The 15,904-nt window shown below is 47.7% G+C and carries 21 protein-coding genes; 10 read left to right on the top strand and 11 right to left on the bottom strand.

The window, feature by feature from the left end:
- Positions 1 to 9: 9 nt before the first annotated feature.
- From BMZ56_RS17740 to BMZ56_RS17750, 3 genes are all read right to left on the bottom strand, one after another.
- Positions 10 to 618: a bifunctional nuclease family protein gene (locus BMZ56_RS17740; RefSeq protein ID WP_090628955.1), complete on the bottom strand. Its 609-nt coding sequence runs from the start codon at positions 616 to 618 to the stop codon at positions 10 to 12.
- Positions 619 to 730: 112 nt separating this feature from the next.
- Positions 731 to 1,705, bottom strand: coding sequence for an electron transfer flavoprotein subunit alpha/FixB family protein (locus BMZ56_RS17745; RefSeq protein WP_090628957.1), 975 nt, complete (start codon positions 1,703 to 1,705; stop codon positions 731 to 733).
- Positions 1,706 to 1,774: 69 nt separating this feature from the next.
- The gene (locus tag BMZ56_RS17750) at positions 1,775 to 2,512 is read right to left on the bottom strand and encodes an electron transfer flavoprotein subunit beta/FixA family protein (protein WP_090628959.1); all 738 of its coding nucleotides are present in this window, start codon (positions 2,510 to 2,512) and stop codon (positions 1,775 to 1,777) included.
- Between the two features lie 98 nt (positions 2,513 to 2,610).
- On the opposite strand from BMZ56_RS17750, the gene BMZ56_RS17755 reads away from it, so the two are divergent.
- Positions 2,611 to 2,946: a tetratricopeptide repeat protein gene (locus BMZ56_RS17755; RefSeq protein WP_177195202.1), complete on the top strand. Its 336-nt coding sequence runs from the start codon at positions 2,611 to 2,613 to the stop codon at positions 2,944 to 2,946.
- Here the strand turns inward: BMZ56_RS17755 and BMZ56_RS17760 are convergent, their stop codons facing one another.
- Positions 2,947 to 3,147, bottom strand: a complete 201-nt coding sequence (locus tag BMZ56_RS17760) for a hypothetical protein (protein ID WP_090628960.1) — start codon at positions 3,145 to 3,147, stop codon at positions 2,947 to 2,949.
- Positions 3,148 to 3,217: 70 nt separating this feature from the next.
- A complete protein-coding gene (locus tag BMZ56_RS17765) occupies positions 3,218 to 4,354 on the bottom strand; it encodes a cysteine desulfurase family protein (RefSeq protein ID WP_090628962.1) in 1,137 nt (378 codons plus the stop codon).
- Between the two features lie 128 nt (positions 4,355 to 4,482).
- Here BMZ56_RS17765 and BMZ56_RS17770 point away from each other — a divergent pair, with 128 nt between their 5' ends.
- The 5 genes from BMZ56_RS17770 to trxB all read left to right on the top strand — a co-directional run bounded on the left by BMZ56_RS17770 (position 4,483) and on the right by trxB (position 7,920).
- Complete coding sequence (locus BMZ56_RS17770; RefSeq protein ID WP_090628963.1) at positions 4,483 to 5,031, top strand: RNA polymerase sigma factor; 549 nt, start codon at positions 4,483 to 4,485, stop codon at positions 5,029 to 5,031.
- Positions 5,032 to 5,052: 21 nt separating this feature from the next.
- Positions 5,053 to 5,418, top strand: a complete 366-nt coding sequence (locus tag BMZ56_RS17775; protein ID WP_090628965.1) for a hypothetical protein — start codon at positions 5,053 to 5,055, stop codon at positions 5,416 to 5,418.
- Entirely contained in the window at positions 5,415 to 5,639 is a 225-nt protein-coding gene (locus BMZ56_RS17780; RefSeq protein ID WP_090628966.1) for a hypothetical protein, read from the top strand. Before BMZ56_RS17775 ends, BMZ56_RS17780 begins: the two co-directional genes overlap by 4 nt.
- Positions 5,640 to 5,874: 235 nt before the next feature.
- On the top strand, positions 5,875 to 6,861 hold the full coding sequence (locus BMZ56_RS17785) for a 3'-5' exonuclease (RefSeq protein ID WP_090628968.1): 987 nt from the start codon (positions 5,875 to 5,877) through the stop codon (positions 6,859 to 6,861).
- A 111-nt stretch (positions 6,862 to 6,972) separates the two neighbouring features.
- On the top strand, positions 6,973 to 7,920 hold the full coding sequence (trxB, locus tag BMZ56_RS17790) for a thioredoxin-disulfide reductase (protein WP_090628969.1): 948 nt from the start codon (positions 6,973 to 6,975) through the stop codon (positions 7,918 to 7,920).
- A gap of 27 nt (positions 7,921 to 7,947) precedes the next feature.
- Here trxB and BMZ56_RS17795 read toward each other — a convergent pair whose 3' ends face one another.
- On the bottom strand, positions 7,948 to 8,445 hold the full coding sequence (locus BMZ56_RS17795; RefSeq protein WP_090628971.1) for a rhodanese-like domain-containing protein: 498 nt from the start codon (positions 8,443 to 8,445) through the stop codon (positions 7,948 to 7,950).
- On the bottom strand, positions 8,445 to 9,782 hold the full coding sequence (locus BMZ56_RS17800; protein WP_090629344.1) for an MBL fold metallo-hydrolase: 1,338 nt from the start codon (positions 9,780 to 9,782) through the stop codon (positions 8,445 to 8,447). The genes BMZ56_RS17795 and BMZ56_RS17800 overlap by 1 nt, the downstream gene beginning before the upstream one ends.
- Before the next feature lie 67 nt (positions 9,783 to 9,849).
- On the opposite strand from BMZ56_RS17800, the gene BMZ56_RS17805 reads away from it, so the two are divergent.
- The 3 genes from BMZ56_RS17805 to BMZ56_RS17815 all read left to right on the top strand — a co-directional run bounded on the left by BMZ56_RS17805 (position 9,850) and on the right by BMZ56_RS17815 (position 12,690).
- Complete coding sequence (locus BMZ56_RS17805) at positions 9,850 to 10,767, top strand: hypothetical protein (protein ID WP_090628972.1); 918 nt, start codon at positions 9,850 to 9,852, stop codon at positions 10,765 to 10,767.
- Between the two features lie 44 nt (positions 10,768 to 10,811).
- The gene (locus tag BMZ56_RS17810) at positions 10,812 to 11,621 is read left to right on the top strand and encodes an alpha/beta hydrolase (RefSeq protein WP_090628974.1); all 810 of its coding nucleotides are present in this window, start codon (positions 10,812 to 10,814) and stop codon (positions 11,619 to 11,621) included.
- 211 nt (positions 11,622 to 11,832) lie between these two features.
- Entirely contained in the window at positions 11,833 to 12,690 is an 858-nt protein-coding gene (locus BMZ56_RS17815) for an AraC family transcriptional regulator (protein WP_090628975.1), read from the top strand.
- On the opposite strand, the gene BMZ56_RS17820 is transcribed toward BMZ56_RS17815, so the two are convergent.
- The 3 genes from BMZ56_RS17820 to BMZ56_RS17830 all read right to left on the bottom strand — a co-directional run bounded on the left by BMZ56_RS17820 (position 12,687) and on the right by BMZ56_RS17830 (position 14,430).
- A complete protein-coding gene (locus BMZ56_RS17820; RefSeq protein WP_218146609.1) occupies positions 12,687 to 13,514 on the bottom strand; it encodes a phytanoyl-CoA dioxygenase family protein in 828 nt (275 codons plus the stop codon). The two genes, BMZ56_RS17815 and BMZ56_RS17820, sit on opposite strands and share 4 nt — an antisense overlap.
- Before the next feature lie 136 nt (positions 13,515 to 13,650).
- Positions 13,651 to 13,950: a hypothetical protein gene (locus BMZ56_RS17825; protein ID WP_090628977.1), complete on the bottom strand. Its 300-nt coding sequence runs from the start codon at positions 13,948 to 13,950 to the stop codon at positions 13,651 to 13,653.
- Between the two features lie 75 nt (positions 13,951 to 14,025).
- Positions 14,026 to 14,430, bottom strand: a complete 405-nt coding sequence (locus tag BMZ56_RS17830; protein WP_090628979.1) for a cupin domain-containing protein — start codon at positions 14,428 to 14,430, stop codon at positions 14,026 to 14,028.
- 149 nt (positions 14,431 to 14,579) lie between these two features.
- Here BMZ56_RS17830 and BMZ56_RS17835 point away from each other — a divergent pair, with 149 nt between their 5' ends.
- Positions 14,580 to 15,023: a DoxX family protein gene (locus BMZ56_RS17835; protein WP_090628980.1), complete on the top strand. Its 444-nt coding sequence runs from the start codon at positions 14,580 to 14,582 to the stop codon at positions 15,021 to 15,023.
- On the opposite strand, the gene BMZ56_RS17840 is transcribed toward BMZ56_RS17835, so the two are convergent.
- Complete coding sequence (locus BMZ56_RS17840; RefSeq protein ID WP_218146610.1) at positions 15,016 to 15,861, bottom strand: sulfite exporter TauE/SafE family protein; 846 nt, start codon at positions 15,859 to 15,861, stop codon at positions 15,016 to 15,018. The genes BMZ56_RS17835 and BMZ56_RS17840 overlap by 8 nt on opposite strands.
- Positions 15,862 to 15,904 lie beyond the last annotated feature (43 nt).

The raw sequence follows: 15,904 nt of genomic DNA on the forward strand, positions 1-15,904 counted from the left end.
AGCACAAAACTACGATGATTTTCTGCGGCTGATTTCATCCCGGATGCGGGCAGCTTTCTCGTACAGCTCGTCGGCCAGGGCTTTCGAAAGATTTTCCTGCAACTGGTCATCGGTCATCGATGTGAAGGACGATGTATCTTTGGAGGCCACTGCTTCCGGATCACTGGCTCCGGCCGATTCAATGTTTTCAAGAAACACAAAATCATTACCTTCGATGACGATACCTGCGGAGGCCAAGATAAATTCATAGGTATACACCGGTGCCTTAAACCGCACGGCCAATGCGATGGCATCCGATGTCCGCGCATCGATTTCGGTTTGTTTATGTCCGTCGTTGAAGATGATCTTCGCATAGAAGATGCCATCGACGAGATTGTAAATAATTACTTCATCGATCCGGATGTGATAGGTTTCCGCGAAGGTTTTGAACAGGTCGTGAGTCAAGGGCCGGCTTGGCGTCATTTTTTCAATTTCGATGGCAATGGCCTGCGCTTCGAAGCCACCGATGATGATGGGTAAACGCCGACGGCCAGAAACTTCTCCCAACACCAATGCATATGCCCCAGATTGGGTTTGGCTATAGGATAACCCGACTATATCTAACTTTATCTTCTTCATACACGATTCCCTTACGGGAGACACAAAGATGCGAATAGTTATTTAAAATACAGCGACCTAAACGCGCTTTTACGGCATAAAGTTAGCCGCATTCGAGGGAAAAACCAAACAATCAGTTGCCTTTGTAGGCCTTAATGGCTGCTGTTAGTCTGGGCACCACATCAAAAGCATCGCCAACAATGCCGTAATCGGCCACCTTAAAAAACGGTGCCTCGGGATCTTTATTGATGACGACAATCGTTTTCGAAGCGCTTACGCCGGCCAGGTGCTGAATGGCACCGGAAATGCCGATAGCAATATACAGATTGGGGCTCACTGCAATTCCGGTTTGTCCGACATGTTCTGAATGGGGCCGCCACCCTGCATCCGAAACAGGTTTGGAACAAGCAGTAGCCGCTCCCAGCACATCTGCCAATTCTTCAATCATCCCCCAGTTTTCCGGTCCTTTAAGCCCACGGCCTGCCGAGACAACAATTTCGGCGTCGGGAAGCGTGACTTTGTCCGTAGTGCGCACAATGTCCTGGATAATGGCTGCCAAATCGTTACCAGGAATATCCGGTTGGAAAGTTTCTACCGTTGTATTGCCGCCGGTTTCCCGGAGTTCGAAGGAATTCGGGTTTAATGCAATCACTTTTTTTGCCGATGTAAGCTCGGTGATGGCGAATGCTTTGCCTGAAAAAGCCGCTTTTTTCACTGTGATGTTGTCACTACTGACATCGGGTAGTTCAACAGCACCGTCTGCCAGCCCCGCCTCCACCTTCGCTGCTACGCGGGGAGCCAACCCTTTTCCGCTAAAGGAATTAGAAAGGACAATGAGGTCTGCGCCGATCTGGTCTGCCGCCGCCGCAATCACCGACGCGTAGGCCTGATTGACAAACTGTTTCAGTTGATCGCTGGATACATTCAGCACCCGGGATGCGCCATAGTTGCCCAATGCGGTCAACGCCGACTGTTCGACGTCGCCTATGGATATCGCGGTGAGGGAGGTATTCAAGCTGTCGGCAATAGCTTTTGCATAGGAAACCACTTCATATACAGACTTCTTAAACGAACCGTTGGTATTTTCGGTATATACTAAAACTGACATATTCGGTGTTAAGTAAAAAGTGAAAAGTAAAAATTTCTAACCGCGGGCCAATCATTGGCCATTAACCATTTATATTACTCTTGCTTTGTTGTGCAGCAGATCTACCAATTTTTCAACTTCGCCTGCGTCCACAAAGGTAACAGTGCCCCGGGGTTCGGGAGTTTCATAACGAGTGATTTTAGACAACACCGGGACTTCGATAGGTTCGATCACTTCGAGCGGTTTCGTACGTGCACTCATGATACCTCGCATGTTGGGGATACGGGGTTCGGCAACTCCTTCTGCGGTTCCCGCTATGAACGGCAACGGAATGGAAAGCACTTCTTTGCCACCCTCTATTTCCCGCTCTACAGTCGCACTATGGTCTGCGATTTCTATTTTCTTGGCGGTGGAAACCGAAGGAATGCCCAGCAGTTCCCCCACAAAAGCGGCCACTTGAGAGCCATTGTAATCAATGGATTCCCTACCGGTAAGAATGAGGTCAAAGCCCTTATCTTTAGCATATGCGGCTATTTGATGAGCCACAAACCAGGCATCGCGGGGAGCAGCATTCACACGCACGGCTTCATCGGCGCCCGTTGCCAGCGCTTTCCGGATGGCTGCTTCGGTATTCGCCTCCCCGATGTTGATAACCGTTATCGTGCCCTGGCCGCCTTCGGCTAATCCAATTGCTTTTGAAAGCGCAATTTCGTCATATGGGTTAATAATATACTGAATACCCGCTGTATTGAATGTCGTACCATCGTCGGTAAAGGTTATTTTGGACGTCGTGTCCGGTACGTTGCTGATGCAAACTAATATCTTCATAAAACGTGGTTTTGTACAAACATCGATAAACTTTCGGGGATATGCAAACCAAAAGGAAGGTTGTGTAGTTGCTTATTTAGTGGTAAATTTGTCCCTTTATGATGACTGACCGTTTGCAGCAATTGACTGATTTTTTGACCGAGAACCCAAATGACCCGTTCCTTAACTACGCGCTTGCCACGGAACATCTCAAGCTGGGAAATATCCAAGATGCCCTGGAATATTACGAGAAATTGGTAGACAATCATCCCGACTACGTAGGCACGTATTATCATTTGGGAAAACTCTACGAAACATTGGGCAGAAAGGATGATGCCATTGCCGTATATGAAAAAGGCATGCACAGCGCGCGAGTTAAACGCGACATGCATGCCTTGTCCGAATTGCAGGCCGCTTACCGTGTGGCCACAGGAATGGATGACGATGACGATTAACTAAACCGTACCGGGGTTAGTGATATCGGCAGGAGAATCATGTTTCCGCTTATGATTCCGGTCGGTAAAACTCTCCTTATCAATATCCGTTACCTCTTCGGCTTCCGCTACTACGTCGTTTTCATCTTTCCTCTTTTTTTCGGTCGGTTTGTGATACCGGTCCTCTTTTGGAAGGACGGGTGTTTGATTTTTCCGTTCCATCGCTGTTCTCCTTTTTACTCATAATTCGCTATAAAAGACAACAGCTAATCTTTTTCATTGTTTGCTTGGATTACGCTTTTTCCAGGCATAACTCCTTTAATTTACCTATCACAAAATCAATTTCTTCACGCGTATTATTTTTGCAGAATGAGAAACGTACGCTGGGCCGATCGGGATCAACGCCAATTGCTTGCAATACGTGGGAGCCGATGTCGGATCCCGAGCTGCAGGCGCTTCCTCCGGAAGCCGATATGCCGGCGATGTCCAAGTTGAACAACATCATATCGGCGATGTCGGTACATGGAAACGAAACGTTTAATACCGTATATAAGCTATTTTCGGCGGCGATGTCACCATTAAAGTGGATGTCGCGGATGTTCTCCTTTAACTGGGCAATCATGTACTCTTTTAATCCCTGTATGTATTGTTGGTGACCGGTCAGCTCGGCGTAGCAGATTTCAAGTGCCTTGGCCAAGCCCACGATGCCATATACGTTTTCGGTACCTCCGCGCATGTTACGTTCCTGCGCTCCTCCATAAATAAAAGGCTTTATTTTCGTGTTATGATTGATATACAGGAAACCGACGCCCTTCGGGCCATGAAATTTGTGTGCGGCACCGGTTACGAAATCAATTTGCAGCTTGGTTAAGTCGTGTACGTAATGTCCCATGGTCTGAACCGTATCCGAATGGAAAATCGCGTGATATTGCTTACATAAGGCCGATACGTATTCAATATCCGTAAGCGTACCGATTTCGTTATTGGCATGCATCAGCGACACAAACGAATGAGGGTTGTCTCTCAGCACCTGCTCCAATTGTTGCAGATCAATGCGGCCTTTTTCATCTACGTTGAGCAAGGTCAGTGTAACGGTACCCTGTCTTTCAAGCGCCTCCAACGTATGCAACACAGCATGGTGTTCGAGGGGTGAAGTGATGGCATGTGAAATACCATTGTCTACAATACCTCTGACAATTGCCGTGTTATCGGCCTCGGTTCCGCCCGATGTAAAAAAGATTTCCGAAGGCGAAGTATTCAACAATCCCGCTACCGTTTTGCGCGCTCGTTCTACAATGGTCTTTACCTGTCGCCCGTGCGCATGAATAGACGAGGGGTTTCCGTAATTCAACTCCATGGTTTCAACCATAGCCTTGATTACCTGAGGGTCAAGAGCCGTAGTGGCGGCGTTGTCAAAATATACTTGCATGGCACAAAGGTACGAAGATTCGGTTTTAGATCGGAATATAAGAAAAGTGATTTTTTTTTGAAATGTTTTCTGGGTTGGTTCGTCTATAGAAACAAGGGATCAGGAGGTCTTCATCAAGTGCATGGAAAATGACTAATGAAAAGCAAGGTAAAATAACGGCAACCGTCACTTCTTACGGACAAGGGTTGCGCGGCTTCATTAGGAAACGTGTAAATAACGATGCCGACGCGGAGGATATTCTGCAAGATGTATGGTACCAACTAAGTGCAGTGATCAATACGCGGCCGGTCGAACAATTGGGAGCCTGGTTGTACCGGGTTGCCAAAAATAGGATCATCGACAAAAGGCGTAAGAAATCCGAGTTGACTTGGAATCCCGCCATGGATGCCGACAGAGAGGGCGTGCAATTCGGTAAGTTTACGCCGGTAGCTGATGATAATCCCGAGACAGCGTATCAGGATCGCATGGCGTGGCAACAGTTGTGGCGAGCCTTGGATGAACTCCCACCGGCGCAAAGACAAGTGTTTGTCTGGCATGAGCTGGAACAGCTTTCATTTGCAGAGATTGCCGAAATCACCGGAGAGTCAATGGGCAAGCTGATATCGCGCAAGCACTATGCGGTGGTGCACCTCAGAAAACGATTGAAGATCTTTTACGATGAATTAACGATAAAATAACAGGTAATAAAATAAGCAAAGATGAAAAGATTATTCAGAAGTAAAATACGGTTTGTTTTTATTCCCATTCTTGCCATCGGATTCCTTTTCCTGGTGAGCTTTGTGGTGATGCACCTTTGGAATTATACCTTACCGGCATTGTTTGGCGTTAGTGCCATCAACCTGTGGCAGTCGATGGCGTTGTTCTTTCTCTGCAAATTATTATTCGGATTTGGAGGGGGAGGGCCGAAGCGTGGCGGTCCGCGATGGAGAAACGCGGCAATGCGCCAGAAATTTGACCGGATGGATGAATCAGACAAGGAGCGGTTTAAAGCCTATATGCGTGGCAAGTGGTGTCAGTGGAACGGAAACGACAATCAAAATGAAACTAAAGAGTACGGACGATGACGGAAATATTCATCTACAAGACCAACGTCAGCACACAGGGGCATGTTCAACAAGTCCGAGCGCTTTTTGAACGTGTTTTGTCGATTAAACGATGGACGTTTGATTTGGAAGACTGCGACAAGGTTCTTCGAATAGAAGCTCATGGTCTTCAACGTGAAACTGTTGCCAGCCTGCTGGCAACAGTGGGGATTTTCTGCGAACCGTTGGAATACGAATTATAAGGCACACCCAGTTATAGGCGGGATAAGAAATATTGCTTATCTTTGCCCCACAATGGGAATCCAACAACCGGAAAGAGAAGACTATAGCTTTTGGACGAGGTACAAGCGTTTTGCCGGAAATGAGATACTGCTTTATGTAATTATGGTGGTTGGTATTCTATTGGGAATTATAATATTGAGCTGATTGCAATTAATCATATATCAAAACCTAACGTATTCGCAAAGCAGATAAAACATGAACCTTAAATTGAAACGTCCGTTGGCTATTTTTGATCTGGAAACCACCGGCGTGAATATATCTACGGATCGAATCGTTGAAATTTCCATCTTAAAGGTTTCCCCCGAAGGCACGGAAACCGTCAAAACCATGAAAATAAATCCGGGAATTCCGATTCCCCCGGAATCGTCGATGTTTCATGGGATTTACGACGAAGACATCAAGGATGCACCTACATTTAAGGAGGTTGCGCAAGAATTTGCTGCTTTTATTGATAACGCAGATCTGGCGGGTTACAATTCAAACAAATTTGATATCCCGATGTTGATGGAGGAATTCATGCGTGCAGGAGTAGATTTTTCGTTGGAGGGCAGACTTTTCGTCGATGTGCAGAATATTTTCCATCAGATGGAGCAGCGCACATTGAAGGCGGCATACCGGTTTTATTGCGGCTTGGAGCTCGACAACGCCCACAGTGCCGAGGATGACGTCCGTGCCACCTACGAAGTGTTGAAATCTCAGCTGGATCGGTATGAGAACATGGAATGGGAGGATAAGGCAGGTAATAAATGTATTCCTGTGATTAATGACGTGGAAGCGCTGCACCGTTTCACCAACCTGAGCCGTCCGGTAGACTTTGCGGGGCGAATGGTATTCAATGAACAGGGAGAAGAGGTGTTTAATTTTGGAAAGCATAAAGGCCGGTCGGTTGAAGAGGTATTTACCATGGAACCCAGCTATTATTCCTGGATGATGCAGGGCGATTTTCCATTATATACAAAGAAGTGTGTGGATAATGTATGGCAGCGCTTTCGTGCCAAACAGAAGGAGCAACGCCAGACACAAAGAGAAGTCGCTCCCCAAACGAATGCCTCAACACCGCTTCAGCGTCCAGATAAACAATCCGATACACCTCATCGCCAGCAGCAATCCCGGCCGAAACAAAAGCCCGGTCCGATTACGGATGATATGCTGAAGAATCTACAAGCGAAGTTTGGGAAATGACATAGGGATGTTGAATGGAATCGGTGAATCCGTTATCTTTGTGCGTTTTAAATTTCGATAGTTGCCTGTCAATTTTTTAGTTTTCGATTTTTTACTTTTGACTTTCATACCATGTCACACGAACATATAAAATGTCTGATTATCGGTTCAGGCCCTGCAGGTTATACAGCTGCGATCTATGCGGCCCGGGCAGATTTGAAACCCGTATTGTATACCGGCATCGTTCCCGGGGGGCAGCTAACGCAAACCACTGAAGTAGAGAATTTCCCAGGCTACCCGGATGGTGTACAAGGACCACAAATGATGGAAGATTTCCGGGCGCAAGCTGAGCGCTTCGGGACTGATATACGCTTTGGTTACATCACATCGGTGGATTTTTCGGGTGATGTGCATAAGGTTGTCGTTGACGGTGAGCAAACCTTAACGGCCGACACTGTCATCATTGCTACAGGCGCCACGGCCAAATGGCTGGGCCTTGAAAGCGAGCAAAAGTACAATGGCTTTGGTGTATCCGCCTGCGCCGTGTGCGATGGCTTCTTTTTCAAAGGGCAGGATATAGCAATCGTAGGTGCAGGTGACACAGCTGCCGAAGAGGCTACCTACCTGGCTAAGCTCGCCAATAAGGTGCATATGCTGGTACGACGAGATGAATTCCGAGCATCAAAAGCAATGCAGCACCGTGTATTGAATACTCCTAATATCGAGATCCATTATAATACGGAGACCAAAGAAATTGTAGGAGACGGGCAAAACGTAACCGGCGTGCTGGTATACAACAATCAAACGCTGGAAGAAAGCGTGTTGCCGGTTACCGGATTTTTTGTGGCCATCGGTCATAAACCCAATACGGAACTGTTCCAGGGAATATTGGAGATGGACACAAACGGTTACCTGATTACCAAACCGGATAGTACAAGCACCAACATTGAGGGAGTATTTGCCTGTGGCGACGTACAGGATCACATATACCGGCAGGCAGTTACCGCAGCCGGAACCGGCTGTATGGCGGCATTGGAAGCGGAACGGTATCTCGCTGCCAAGGAGTTTTCGATTGCATAATCGAACCGCATTTGCTTACTCCATACATCAATAAACGGGCGAGCCCGCTTCTAGCCATCGCGACCAGTTTTTATCGTACACATGTACCTCTGTAGTCTGTATATTCTGACTGTTGTAGATCGGATTCCCCTGGTTGACCCATTCGTATATACCACCGAATAGCATGTAAACGTGCCGGTAACCTGCTTTTTGAAGCTTTTCACCAATCCGCTCACTTCGAGTACCGACTGCACAGTAAACGACGAGTGTATCGGACTTCGGAATGTTGTAAACCTCCCGCATATCGAACCAAATGTAGCCAACAGATTGTGCGTACCGAATGTGACTTACTTCAAATTCATCGCCTTCGCGCGTGTCTAGTAAGATAGCGCCCTGCTTTATCAGCGTGTGTAGCTCGCCTACCGTTACGGCCGGTACACTGTGGCGATATACACTGTTAAGCCGGTCGGCAAATTCAGAATTGATCGTTGAATCCTGCTGTAGGCTTCCACAAATCAACTGCGTCAGGGCGAGTAATTTCCACATTAGCTAGCCTGATCAACATCTAAAATATGCGTACTGATATCCTGCACGATCGTATCGGTCAACGCTGACGCCAGGATGCTGGAACCAATGGCCGACCGGTACCCGCCCGCGCAGTGCACGGCAATCGGCTTGTCCGTTGGGATTTCCTGCAAGCGCTCGCGAAGTTCGGGCAAGGGTATCTGTATCGCATTCTTAACTATCTGGGTGTTCGACTCCTGACGATTCCGGATATCCACGATGGTATACGCCTGTTGATGGCTCGCGAAATGTTCGGGATCGAAAGGTGCCGACTTCAAAGGGCCGTCGGTGACTACCAGCGTTGCCGCTATCAGACGTTCATAGCCTATCTTTGCCGCTTTTTCAAGCAACTTCCGTAGTTGCACGGGGTCGGCGGCCAATAGGTAGCATGTTTCTTCCGGGCCCACGACGGAACCCAGCCAAGTTTCAAACCTCGGTCCGTCCGGTATGTTAATCGCTCCCGGCATATGCCCTGAACGGAATTGTTCTGCGGGACGGCCATCAACAATAAGTACCTGAGGTCTCATCTCATGCGGTCCGACGAGTATCGGGATTGCCTCTATACTCGCTAAGAATGCGTCCGCTCCCTGCTTATTAAGCATTACATCGTATGCAAAGTACTTAGGTACAAAAGGAAGCTGATCCAATACCAGCGCCACAAACTCATCCTCGCTCATGGGCTGCAATGCATAGTTTTCACGGATTTCCCGACCAATCGTACTATCCAGTTCACTTCCGATGTTTTTTCCGCAGAGTGAACCCGGCCCATGAGCGGGATAAACCCGTACGTCGTGTGGGAGCTTCATCAGTTTTTCGCGTGTGGTACGATACAATTGTCTAGCCAATGCCCGGGCTTCGGCCCGGATATTTCCGACGTTCTCCCGAAGATCAGGTCGCCCTACATCTCCGACAAATAACGTGTCGCCAGTGAAAACAGCATGGGGTTGCGCGTGTTCGTCCAACAACAAAATGCTGATGCTATCCGGAGAATGCCCGGGGGTATGGATGGCTTCCAGCTGAATGCTTCCCAGTGGAATACGGTCGCCCTCGTCAAACGGTATATAGGGGTATCCGACACCTGCGAGGCTACTGGTATAAATGGGCGCTTCATTTAATTCGTATAGCTCCACGTGCGAACTGACAAAATCCGCGTGTGGGTGGGTTTCGATAATCGCCGATATCCGTGCGTGGTGATTTACCGCAAAATCAAGGTACGGTTTTGGGTTCCGTCCGGGATCTATCAATGCTACCTGGTTTCTACTGATGATGGCATAGGACGCATGTGCCAGTCCTTCGTCGTAAAATCTGTGTACATTCATCTGCATGGCATTTGGGAAACAAAGATAGACAAATGTTTTTTGCGAATTTAATTTGTATTTTGGTCGCATGACCGGGCATCACAAACTTATAGCGTTTATACTAAGCAACCTGGTGGTAGTCGGTGCTTGGGGCCAGGGAAACATGCCTTTTGCATCCGGCCATACTAACGGAAAGATTACCCACACGGAAATCAATGAAGCCTCGGGCTTGGTGGCTTCCTCGGCAAATCCGGGTTTTCTCTGGACGCACAACGACAGCGGTGATGCAGCGCGTATTTTTCTCATTGATGATTCCGCGCAACTTAAAGCTACTTATTACCTGCAGGGAGTGGATGCCCGCGATTGGGAAGACATCGGTACGATGGAACGCTTTGGGCGAAATTACCTACTGGTAGGGGATATCGGCGATAATGGAGGCCGCCGGCCGTATGTTAGTGTTCATATGCTGGAAGAACCCGTGGCAATGGGGGGGAGCGCATACGTGGATACGATTCCAGCGGAATGCATTACCTCGTTTGTATTGACGTATGAAAACGGTCCGCGTGATGCCGAATCGCTAATTTTCGATCCTATAGATAACTACCTGTACCTATTCAGCAAACGGGAACTCCACGCGGGTATCTATCGAACGGTTCTTCCGGAAAAGCCGGCCGATACATTGGTCTTAACGCAGGTAGGGACGATACCGTATACCTTTATCACTTCGGCCGACATCAGTCCAGACGGGACGGAAATATTAATGAAAAACCTCTTGAATGTTTTTTACTGGCAACGGAAATCCGGGGAATCGATGCCTCAAACGTTAAGCCGACCAGCAATCCAGTTGCCTTATCGACCTGAGCCACAAGGCGAAGCTATCGCCTTTTCGCGGAATGGCCAAGGCTATTACACCCTGAGTGAAGCGGTGCTGGGTTTTAATGTTAATTTGTACTTTTACCGGCGACAGGGATCAATTACCGTAAACGCAGTGCAGCGATCTTTTTGATACCGTTCACAAAGCAACTCATGATTCAATAACTAGCTAATAAAATGAAGAACTACTTAATAAGCCTGCTGGCAATGTGGTATGTTGCGGACGTTTATGCCGCCAAAGTGGACACAATAGCGGTTGACAGCCGTGCCATGGGCAAAGCCATTAAAACCGTGGTCATTGTACCCGACGACTACGATTCCCTCGACTCTTTGCCCGTTGTATATCTGCTGCATGGATACAGCGGCAACTATGCCGACTGGGTAACCAAGGCTCCTGAAATTAAAGATATCGCCGATCGCTACCACTTCATGATCGTGTGTCCGGATGGGGGATACGGCAGCTGGTACTGGGACAGTCCGGTAGACGATTCATTCCAATACGAAACATTTGTATCCCGGGAATTAGTAAAGTGGGTTGACGCTAACTATAAGACCCTACGAAGCCGTCAGGGTCGGGCTATTTCTGGGTTAAGTATGGGCGGACACGGCGCGCTGTATCTTGCGATGCGGCATTTGGACGTCTATGGTGCGGCAGGCAGTACCGCCGGTGGCGTGGATATCCGTCCATTTCCACTCAATTGGGATATGGCCGAACGTCTGGGCAGCTATGCGGATTACCCAGAAAGATGGGACGCACATACAGTTATCAACCAATTGCATAGACTTACACCCGATACACTGGCATTGGTGATTGACTGTGGCACAGGCGATTTCTTTTACCATGTTAATGAACAACTGCATCGGAAACTATTAGACAGAAACATCCCGCATACCTATATTACCGGGCCAGGCGCGCATAATTGGATGTATTGGCAACAATCCATTTGTTATCAACTTCTGTATTTTCATGAATTTTTTGGCCGGTAGCGGAGTTCGTCGTAATGCATATGTTTGATTTGATTAACAGGCAGTTAAATCAGAATGTAAAAAAATAATGACTTTTTTGAATAAATTATTTGACAAAGCCGATAAATTTTCCATACATTTATTGCTCAAACCAACTAATTATAAACTTAAACAGGTCCCGGCTGTTAACACAACCGGGACTTTTTTGTTAATAAGTTGAAAGAAAAGTACCATGCTTAAGGCTTCCCTGGAATACCTACATCCGCAAGGCGACCATTCGTTTCTGTTGCGTAGTTTCGGACCCGAAGCTTTCGATGCACCTTATCATTTCCATACTGCCTATGAGCTCACTTACATCACCGGGGGGAGGGGCAAGCGGTATATTGGTAGCCACCAGGACAATTTCGGGCCGGGTGACTTAGTCCTTATCGGCCCAGACATTCCGCATTGCTGGAAACTGGAGCCTACCGATTCATCGGATGCAGGAGCTATCGTCGTCCATTTTTCAGAAGATACACTGGGGCCAACGTTGCTGGCCAAGACCGAGATGGAAGCCGTTACTAAATTTCTCGAACGTGCGAAAATCGGTATCTATTTTACAGCGCCGATTTCGGATCAAATAGGCAAGCGGCTGGATTCCTTAGCCAGGGAGACGGAATTTTATCGTTTTACCGGATTACTGGAAGTCCTCCAACAGCTTTCAGACGACGTCACTTGCACGGTTTTCAGTCAGCAAGACACCGTGGCGATTCAGCCCCGTGCTTCGCAACAGCGCATAAGCCCGGTGTTTGCGTATCTGGTGGAAAATTACCGGAGCAAAGTTTCGCTGGAGGAGGCAGCATCTCTTGCCCACATGACGCCTCAGGCTTTCTGCAAATACTTCAAAAAGACAACCAGGAAAACGTTCATGGAAACAGTTATGGAATATCGAATCAACTATGCCGCACAACAATTGATTCAAACGGAGAAACCAGTGTCCGATATCTCCTTCCAGAGCGGATTTTCCGACGTCTCATTTTTCTATCGGACATTCAAGAGAAAAATGAAGCTCAGTCCGCTGAATTACCGGCGCCGTTTCATGCTGCACTAAAGCAATAACGGATTCAAATCCGAGTCTGCCAATGATCCCGGTGCTTTATTGCCAAGCCACGTCTTCAGGTCATTTTCCTGGAAGCTGTGCTGCGGCGGTGCAATCCGGGTGCCGTCGGCATAATAGATAATGGTCATAACCTCACGCATCCGTTGTCCCTCATTTCCGGGTGCGTTGTGTATGGTAAACCCATTGTGCCAAGTGGCGTCACCTGCCTTCAATGCAGCCGGCCTGACCAACGGAAACCGGTGTTGACGGACATATTGTTCAAATGCGTCTTCCGATTCGTCAGAGATCACCAAGTCGGATACCGCACCTTCCCGATGGGATCCGGATGCGAAGGTAAGCATCCCCATATCCGGATTCGGGATATCCACCAGCGGCATCCACATGGTAATTGTCTTATTGGCGGCCAATGGCCAATAGTTTTGATCCTGATGCCACGGGGTGGGGCCGCCACCCGGTTCTTTAAATAGTGCCTGATCGTGATACAGCCGGACATTTTCAACACCGAGCAGCTTGGCTGCGATATAAGCGAAACGTTTAGCCAATACAAACTTCTTTACGCTTTCGTCCACACGCCACAAATTCATAATCTGCAAAAAAGCTTTGCCATAGGTGTCACGTTCCGCAAGACTCCGTTTTTCGTCATTAAACCGGTTCACCGCACTGCTTATCACGCGCTGATAAACGGTTATTTCCTGTTCATTGAGTAGGTCTAAGGTCTGTACGTGACCGTTCCGTTCAAATTCCTGCACCTGCTCGCCCTGGATTTCATACCGGTTATCCAGATCGGGGAGTATATCCATTGTTGTTTCCATCATTTCTTACCTTTATAAGAACAAATGACGGAAACAGGAGGGGCACAAAAAATGAGTAAGTTAACCAAATTGTGGATTATATTATCCAGCAAAAATGAAAGAAGCTTATTTTATGACAAAATAAACAAATCCAATATCGCTAGGCATTTCTATTTCCGTCGATTTCCTGCTGCTGGCGGAGCTGATCCACATTATTTTTAACGCCGAATTCATCTGTTTTTTCAGCGAACGCGTTCAGCAATTCGGTAATTGCATCCCCGTTTTCAGCGGTTCGCTGATAGATGTCAGGCAATATCTTCTCCAAACGACTATCTCCTAATTCGATATTATCTACTTCGATTTTACCGATTTTCTCCAGTACCGCTTGGCCACTTCGTTTCAAATCTTCCAATTCGCGGACAATTTTCTCCATCAGTTCAAATTTTTTCAACTTATCCATGATATCCGTTTTAGTTTTATTTGAGATAAACACCAAAATCAATAAAAGGTTTCCGGCGCATTACGATCAGATAGGTTACGTAGCTTTCCGATTCGGAACAAGGGTGAGGAGGAAGAGGCTTTCTTCGAGGGCCAATACACTATGTGGTATCCGGTCGTGAAGGGCAACCAATTGCCCTTGTGCCAATTGCAGCGTCTGCTCCTGGGTACCGAAACGCAAGTGACCTTCCAACACCTGCACACTAATCATCCCCTCGGCGGTGTGGGTAGGCATTTCTGCTCCTGCATGCAATGCGATTAACACGATGCGCAGGCGCTCCGATTTAAAGACCGTAATCGCGTTCCTCGGGCCGTTCAACCAAGCGGGCTCTTTTTTGATTTGTTCGATGAATTTCGGCAGATCGATGCCTACCAGCGCTGCATTGACAGTCCGTTCCCCCTCCGGGCGTTGCGGTGTCGATTCATTAATTTTCTCTTCCATATTTTTACGGTTTCACTCTTATAACAATGCAAAGTACGTTTAGGTTTCGTCGATGCCTTTATAAGTTGATATTTTCAAATAAACCATTGAGTCCATCGCAATTCCCCTTACTTTTGTTTGAGAACCCGACAATTAATAAACAAACCGACATGTTTCGCTGGATAATTAATACAGACCATTCAAAAACGACCCTCATCATCCGATTGATGGTCGGAGCGGTTTTTCTCTCCGAAGGCATTCAGAAATTCCTACTGCCAGAAAAGCTGGGGGCCGGACGCTTCGAGAAAATAGGTCTCCCGGACCCTGAGTTTCTCGGACCGTTTGTGGGTACCTTTGAAACCATTTGCGGTGCCTTGGTCCTGATGGGGTTGTTTACCCGGCTCGCTGCTGTCCCTTTGCTATGTATTATGCTCGTGGCAATATTCACCACCAAAACAGTTATACTCGCCGATGAGGGCTTTTGGGCAATGATGCATGCTGCCCGCACCGATTGGTGCATGCTATTGGGAAGCGTTTTCCTGTTGATCCGTGGTGGTGGGTGGTGGTCTGGCGACCGTAAACTTAGTCGGCCGCAAGATCATCTGACTAGCTGAATGTGTCAATAATCAATATGATGCCGCTGATCACCATCACGGCAATCACCAGTTTCCTGAAAAATGTACCATTGATTTTTTTTAGGTATGCTTTACCGACCCAATTCCCAACGGACGCGCCCGCTCCCAGCACAAAGCCATAAACCCACAGTTTGCCATGTAGGTTTCCCAGCGCGGTATAGCTGGATATCTGCACCAAACCGACCATAAATGAGTTGGCGGTCTTTGTCGCGATCATCGGTTCTTTCTCTATCCCATAATTCAGGTAAAAGGGGTTGAGTACCGGTCCCACCGCACCGATGAGGGTGGAAAAAAAACCGATCACAAAACCCAGCGGACCAAACCACTTTGACGTCATCGGAAAGGAACGCTTTATCTTGCCGAACCGGTATTGAAACACCGTACTGATCAAGAACAGCCCCACGATGAGCCGTAACCACTCCAGCCTGACGGTACTGAATAGCCAGGCGCTGAGCAATGTTCCGCAGACCGCGGGAATGACATAGTACTTCGAAATCTTCCAGTTAATATGTTTCCAGAACATAATCAGGCGAACCGGCTCCCCAATCAGGTTACCCAGGTTGACCACGGGAGCGGTTGCCCGTCCGCCGATTAGGAAATTCAAGATAGGCACCAGCAACAACGAACCACCTCCGCCGGACAGCGTAGAAATCATGTAGCTGACTGCCCCGGCAGCGAAAAGAATGCCGTATACAGAATAATCCCCTGATAATATTCCCATGCCTGCAGCCATACCGCTTTCCCTCGTGCTGTTGTCCTGATATCCGGTTCGGAGAGTGTGCCACAGGATAACAGACCATATTGGTTTTGGTTTCAACGAACTCGTTCAGGAAGACTAAAAAGTTATGAAATAATATTAA

The organism is Parapedobacter indicus (assembly GCF_900113765.1).
GTDB classification, from domain to species: Bacteria; Bacteroidota; Bacteroidia; order Sphingobacteriales; family Sphingobacteriaceae; genus Parapedobacter; species Parapedobacter indicus.

Excerpts from the sequence above, each read along its gene's own strand:
- BMZ56_RS17805 (WP_090628972.1), top strand. The coding sequence starts at position 9,850 with ATGACCGGGCATCACAAACTTATAGCGTTTATACTAAGCAACCTGGTG.
- BMZ56_RS17775 (WP_090628965.1), top strand. The coding sequence starts at position 5,053 with ATGAAAAGATTATTCAGAAGTAAAATACGGTTTGTTTTTATTCCCATT.
- BMZ56_RS17740 (WP_090628955.1), bottom strand. The coding sequence starts at position 618 with ATGAAGAAGATAAAGTTAGATATAGTCGGGTTATCCTATAGCCAAACC.
- trxB (WP_090628969.1), top strand. The coding sequence starts at position 6,973 with ATGTCACACGAACATATAAAATGTCTGATTATCGGTTCAGGCCCTGCA.
- BMZ56_RS17820 (WP_218146609.1), bottom strand. The coding sequence starts at position 13,514 with ATGATGGAAACAACAATGGATATACTCCCCGATCTGGATAACCGGTAT.
- BMZ56_RS17830 (WP_090628979.1), bottom strand. The coding sequence starts at position 14,430 with ATGGAAGAGAAAATTAATGAATCGACACCGCAACGCCCGGAGGGGGAA.
- BMZ56_RS17795 (WP_090628971.1), bottom strand. The coding sequence starts at position 8,445 with ATGTGGAAATTACTCGCCCTGACGCAGTTGATTTGTGGAAGCCTACAG.
- BMZ56_RS17785 (WP_090628968.1), top strand. The coding sequence starts at position 5,875 with ATGAACCTTAAATTGAAACGTCCGTTGGCTATTTTTGATCTGGAAACC.
- BMZ56_RS17755 (WP_177195202.1), top strand. The coding sequence starts at position 2,611 with ATGATGACTGACCGTTTGCAGCAATTGACTGATTTTTTGACCGAGAAC.
- BMZ56_RS17800 (WP_090629344.1), bottom strand. The coding sequence starts at position 9,782 with ATGAATGTACACAGATTTTACGACGAAGGACTGGCACATGCGTCCTAT.
- BMZ56_RS17810 (WP_090628974.1), top strand. The coding sequence starts at position 10,812 with ATGAAGAACTACTTAATAAGCCTGCTGGCAATGTGGTATGTTGCGGAC.
- BMZ56_RS17780 (WP_090628966.1), top strand. The coding sequence starts at position 5,415 with ATGACGGAAATATTCATCTACAAGACCAACGTCAGCACACAGGGGCAT.
- BMZ56_RS17815 (WP_090628975.1), top strand. The coding sequence starts at position 11,833 with ATGCTTAAGGCTTCCCTGGAATACCTACATCCGCAAGGCGACCATTCG.
- BMZ56_RS17745 (WP_090628957.1), bottom strand. The coding sequence starts at position 1,705 with ATGTCAGTTTTAGTATATACCGAAAATACCAACGGTTCGTTTAAGAAG.
- BMZ56_RS17835 (WP_090628980.1), top strand. The coding sequence starts at position 14,580 with ATGTTTCGCTGGATAATTAATACAGACCATTCAAAAACGACCCTCATC.
- BMZ56_RS17825 (WP_090628977.1), bottom strand. The coding sequence starts at position 13,950 with ATGGATAAGTTGAAAAAATTTGAACTGATGGAGAAAATTGTCCGCGAA.
- BMZ56_RS17770 (WP_090628963.1), top strand. The coding sequence starts at position 4,483 with ATGACTAATGAAAAGCAAGGTAAAATAACGGCAACCGTCACTTCTTAC.
- BMZ56_RS17750 (WP_090628959.1), bottom strand. The coding sequence starts at position 2,512 with ATGAAGATATTAGTTTGCATCAGCAACGTACCGGACACGACGTCCAAA.
- BMZ56_RS17765 (WP_090628962.1), bottom strand. The coding sequence starts at position 4,354 with ATGCAAGTATATTTTGACAACGCCGCCACTACGGCTCTTGACCCTCAG.
- BMZ56_RS17760 (WP_090628960.1), bottom strand. The coding sequence starts at position 3,147 with ATGGAACGGAAAAATCAAACACCCGTCCTTCCAAAAGAGGACCGGTAT.